Raw genomic sequence first — 4,401 nt, 5'->3', positions numbered from 1 at the left:
GTCTAGAGACAAATAACGCGGTTTCGCGTCGCTATTCATTCTTAACTATTCATTGCCTAATCGCTTAGCCAGCTCACCTTGCCCTGGCACACCGTCAGTTTCACGCTGCCCTTGAGCTGGGCATGACGCCAGGGGGAGTTGTTGCCTGCGGACAGCCAGTCTTCGCGGAGGTCCTTGACGCCCGCCGGGTCCAGCACACAGAGGCTGGCAGGGCGACCGGTTTCCAGCTGGCCAGCCTGGATTCCCAGGCAACGGGCCGGGGCCGCGGTAACCGCATCCAGTGCGCGCGACAACTCCAGCTTGCCCTCACTGACCAGTTGCAAGACCAGCGAGAGCAGCACATCCAGACCCAGCCATGCCCGGTTTGGTGGCCGGGAACGGCGCCGCCTTGCTGGAAGAACCAATGGGGGTGTGCTGGGAACAGATAGCGTCGATGGTGCCATCGGCCACGGCTTCCAGCAGGGCCTCACGATCGGCGGCGCTGCGCAGGGGCGGAATCACATGGCAGTGGCTGTTGAAACCTTCCAGCGCCGACTCGTCCAGCAGCAGGTGCTGGATGCTCACGTCCGCCGTCACTGGCAGGCCGCGCCGTTTGGCGGCGCGCAGCAGGCGCAGGGAATCGCGACTGGAAATCTGCTGGAAGTGCGCCCGCACCCCGGTGGCCTCCACCAGCAACAGGTCGCGGGACAGGTCGACACTTTCTGCCACGGCGGGAATACCGGGCAAACCGAGGCGGGTCGCCACCGGCCCTTCGTGGGCACAGCCCCCGGCGCTGAGCGCCGAATCCTGCGGGCGGAACATGACCGGCAGATCAAAGGTGGCGGCGTATTCCAGGCTACGTTTTAACACCAGCGAATTAGCCACCTTGCCGCCGGCATTGCCCACCGCAATACAACCGGCCCGGGCCAGGGTAGACATCTCCGCCAGCTGCTCGCCCAGTAATCCCTGGGTCATGGCGGCGATCGGCATGATACGGGCAAAGCCGGCCTGGCCGGCCTGCTCACGGATCAACCGCACCACCGCGGTGGAATCCACCGGGCCGCAGTCGGGCTGGGCCGCCAGGTGGGTGATGCCCCCGGCCGCAGCGGCGCGGGTTTCACTGGCGATATCACCGGTGCGGCCGCTACCGGGCAGCGACAAGTGCACACAGGCATCCACCAGGCCAGGCAACACCCAATGGCCGTCGGCCTCCACAATATCGGCCCCCGGTGCGTCCAGGCTGGCGCCGATGCGCGTCAGGCGGCCGTTTTCAATCAACAGGTCAGCCACGTCATCACGGCCACTGGCCGGGTCGATAACCCGGCCCTTGCGGATCAGGATATGGGCGCGGTTACGGTTAGCGCTGGCCACGTGCACCTCCTGCTCCTTCCATGCTTTCTGTGGAGGCGGCCAGAGCATTGCTGTCGCTATCCTGGCCGCTGATGGCCATGGACATGACAGCCATGCGCACGGCGATGCCGAAGGTCACCTGGTTGAGAATCACCGAACGGGGGCCATCCGCCACTTCAGAAGCAATTTCCACGCCCCGATTGATGGGGCCGGGGTGCATGACGATGGCGTCATCCTTGGCGAAATGAAGCTTGTCATTGTTCAAGCCATACAGGCGAAAGAACTCGCCTTCGCTGGGCAGCAGGGCGGAATCCATGCGTTCTTTCTGCAGGCGCAGCATGATCACCACATCCACGTCTTTCAGGCCCTGGGCCATGTCCGTGAACACCGTGGCGCCCAACGCTTCCGCATCCACCGGCAGCAGCGTCTTGGGGCCGATCAAGCGGACTTCCTCGGCACCGAGAATATTCAGTGCGTGAACCTGGGAGCGCGCCACCCGGGAATGCAGGATATCGCCGACGATGGCCACTTTCAGCCCGGCGAACCCGCCCTTGTAGTGGCGGATGGTATACATGTCGAGCATGGCCTGGGTGGGGTGGGCATGGCGCCCGTCACCGGCATTGATCACAGCCACGCTGGGCGTTACTTCGTTGGCAATGAAAAACGGCGCTCCGGAATCCTGGTGGCGCACCACAAACATGTCCGCCGCCATGGCTTCCAGGTTGCGCAGGGTATCGAGCAGGGTTTCGCCCTTGCTGGTGGCGGACTTGGCGATATCCAGGTTAAGCACGTCAGCGCTGAGCCGCTGGGCCGCCAGCTCAAAGGTGCTGCGGGTACGGGTGCTGGATTCGAAAAACAGGTTCACCACGGTCTTGCCGCGCAGCAAGGGGACTTTCTTGATGGCCCGGCCGCCCACATCCACGAAGCTTGCCGCCGTATCGAGAATATCTTCCAGCAGGGAACGAGGGAGGTGCTCAGTGGTGAGAAAATGGCGAAGCTTACCGTCGTCGGTAAGTTGTACGCGGGAGGATGGCGCAAGCGTCGGCGTCATTCTTATGACCTTGTCTCTGTATCGTCCTCAACCACCAGATTGCGAATCTCGGCAATCAACGGTGAGGGCCCGCGTAATTCTACCCGCTGATGGGGTGGCAATGCCAAAGTTTCCCCACAAATATCGGCACGAATTGGCAATTGTCGGTGGCCAATGTCGAACAGCACCACCAGGGAGATAGACGCCGGGCGACCAAAATCGAACAACTCGTTCATGGCCGCACGGATGGTGCGCCCGGTCATCAGCACATCATCCACCAACAAAATATGCTGGCCATCCACATCAAATGGCAGCTTGGACGGCGTCACCGTGGGCTTGAGTCCACGGGTGTCGAAGTCATCCCGGTAGAACGCCGGATTCAGCGAGCCCAGCGGCAGCGCCGTGGGCAAACGGTCATTAAGCGCCTGCGCCACCCAGACACCCCCGGATTCAATCCCCACCAGCAGTGGCGACTTGTCCGCAAAGCGCTCATTGATGGCCGCCGCCATGGCATCCAGGTGCGTCTGCAATTGTTGCTCATCCCAGCTCAAGGCCGCTCTCCCACAATCCATAAGGCATATCCATAAAGCGTAAGAGTAGCAGAAGGCCAGGGCGCTGAGGCAATCAACGGAACAACTGATCAAACCGTTCAGTTTTTTGCGCTGTGTCCCGGACCACAATGCCGACAAGCTAGAGGCATACGCATAACGCCTGTAAGTTTTGTAATCAACGGAACCTGATACGCGGCGTGGACTCTGAACAAGTAAGGGATCGCCCAGCCATAAGGGCGGAGAACACTGGAAGGGAACCCTCATGAAACTGCGCAACGACTCACAACGCTTTGGCGCCATTGCCGTGCTGTTCCACTGGCTGGTGGCATTGGCGGTGATCGGCCTGTTTGCGCTGGGCTTTTATATGGTGGACCTGGGCTATTACGACCCCTGGTATCGCAAAGGCCCGGATCTGCATCGCAGCATCGGCATCCTGCTGTTTATTGCCATGCTGCTGCGCCTGGGCTGGCGCTTTGTCTCACCTCCTCCCGGGCCGCTGCCCACCCACAAGCCCTGGGAAAGAATCAGCGCACATCTCACTCACTGGGCTTTGTACCTGCTGCTATTTACCGCCATGATCAGCGGCTACCTGATCAGCAGCGCGGATGGCTCTTCCGTGGAGGTGTTCAACTGGTTCGCCGTTCCCTCAGTGAGCGGCCACCAGACCGGCCTGGAAGACACCGCCGGCCTGATTCATTACTGGGCCACCTGGGCCGTGATCGGTTTGGCAGGCCTGCACGCGCTGGCCGCCGTCAAACATCATCTTTTTGATCGCGACGACACCTTACGACGCATTCTCGGCCTGGCGCCACGAAGCACAACGCACACCCCAAACGACACTCACAACCTATCTTAATCACCTGAAACGGAGTTTGATGCTTATGTTGACGTTATTGAAAAAAGTTACGATCCCCGCCCTGGCGTTGCTGCTCAGCAACATGGCGTTCGCCGACCAGCCCGGTGGCACCTACAAGTTCGACACCAAAGGCACCCACCAGTTTGTCATGTTCAAGATTTCCCACCTGGGTTACAGCTGGCTGTATGGTCAATTCAATGACTTCACTGGCGATTTCACCGTCGATGCAGAAAACCCGGAGAACAGCCAGGTAAACGCCACCATCCAGACCGCCAGCGTAGACTCCAACCACGCTGAACGTGACAAACACCTGCGCGGTGATGATTTCCTAGACGTGGACGAATACCCAACGGCCACCTTCAAGAGCACCAACATTGAAAAAACCGGCGAGAAAACCGCAAAAATCACCGGCGACTTCACCCTGCATGGCGTGACTAAACCGGTAACCCTGGATGCCAAACTGATCGGTTACGGCGATGATCCGTGGGGCGGCTACCGCATGGGCCTGGAAGCCTCCACCACACTGACGCTGTCCGACTTCGGCATCACCAAGGATTTGGGTCCAGCCTCAGAAACCGTGGACATTATTATTTCTGTGGAAGGGATCAGGCAGTAATAACGCTTCTACTACGGCG

General features: G+C 60.3%; 6 protein-coding genes. 2 read left to right on the top strand and 4 right to left on the bottom strand.

Translation table 11 applies throughout. The annotated features are described in order from the left end of the window. Positions 1 to 56 precede the first annotated feature (56 nt). From ADG881_RS17810 to pyrR, 4 genes are read right to left on the bottom strand one after another with little or no spacing between them, the layout of a single operon-like run. Positions 57 to 341, bottom strand: coding sequence for an amidohydrolase family protein (locus ADG881_RS17810; RefSeq protein WP_007150838.1), 285 nt, complete (start codon positions 339 to 341; stop codon positions 57 to 59). Next, positions 307 to 1,350 carry a dihydroorotase gene (locus ADG881_RS11060; protein ID WP_255343044.1) on the bottom strand — a complete coding sequence of 348 codons (1,044 nt, stop codon included), beginning with the start codon at positions 1,348 to 1,350 and terminating at the stop codon, positions 307 to 309. The genes ADG881_RS17810 and ADG881_RS11060 overlap by 35 nt, the downstream gene beginning before the upstream one ends. Then, positions 1,337 to 2,380, bottom strand: coding sequence for an aspartate carbamoyltransferase catalytic subunit (locus ADG881_RS11055; RefSeq protein WP_007150658.1), 1,044 nt, complete (start codon positions 2,378 to 2,380; stop codon positions 1,337 to 1,339). The genes ADG881_RS11060 and ADG881_RS11055 overlap by 14 nt, the downstream gene beginning before the upstream one ends. Positions 2,381 to 2,382: 2 nt before the next feature. After that, positions 2,383 to 2,931, bottom strand: a complete 549-nt coding sequence (pyrR, locus tag ADG881_RS11050) for a bifunctional pyr operon transcriptional regulator/uracil phosphoribosyltransferase PyrR (protein ID WP_007149106.1) — start codon at positions 2,929 to 2,931, stop codon at positions 2,383 to 2,385. A gap of 241 nt (positions 2,932 to 3,172) precedes the next feature. Between pyrR and ADG881_RS11045 the strand changes: the two genes are divergently transcribed. Further along, positions 3,173 to 3,766 carry a cytochrome b gene (locus ADG881_RS11045; RefSeq protein ID WP_007149081.1) on the top strand — a complete coding sequence of 198 codons (594 nt, stop codon included), beginning with the start codon at positions 3,173 to 3,175 and terminating at the stop codon, positions 3,764 to 3,766. 25 nt (positions 3,767 to 3,791) lie between these two features. Next, complete coding sequence (locus ADG881_RS11040) at positions 3,792 to 4,382, top strand: YceI family protein (protein WP_007149052.1); 591 nt, start codon at positions 3,792 to 3,794, stop codon at positions 4,380 to 4,382. Positions 4,383 to 4,401: the final 19 nt, after the last annotated feature.

The sequence above is a fragment of the Alcanivorax sp. DG881 genome (assembly GCF_000155615.1).
Lineage (GTDB): Bacteria > Pseudomonadota > Gammaproteobacteria > Pseudomonadales > Alcanivoracaceae > Alcanivorax.
The sequence above is the reverse complement of the archived record's forward strand: the minus strand, read 5'-3'. Positions and strand labels throughout refer to the sequence as shown.

Coding starts and splice junctions, on each gene's coding strand:
- ADG881_RS11055 (WP_007150658.1), bottom strand. CDS start 2,380: ATGACGCCGACGCTTGCGCCATCCTCCCGCGTACAACTTACCGACGAC.
- pyrR (WP_007149106.1), bottom strand. CDS start 2,931: ATGGATTGTGGGAGAGCGGCCTTGAGCTGGGATGAGCAACAATTGCAG.
- ADG881_RS11045 (WP_007149081.1), top strand. CDS start 3,173: ATGAAACTGCGCAACGACTCACAACGCTTTGGCGCCATTGCCGTGCTG.
- ADG881_RS11040 (WP_007149052.1), top strand. CDS start 3,792: ATGTTGACGTTATTGAAAAAAGTTACGATCCCCGCCCTGGCGTTGCTG.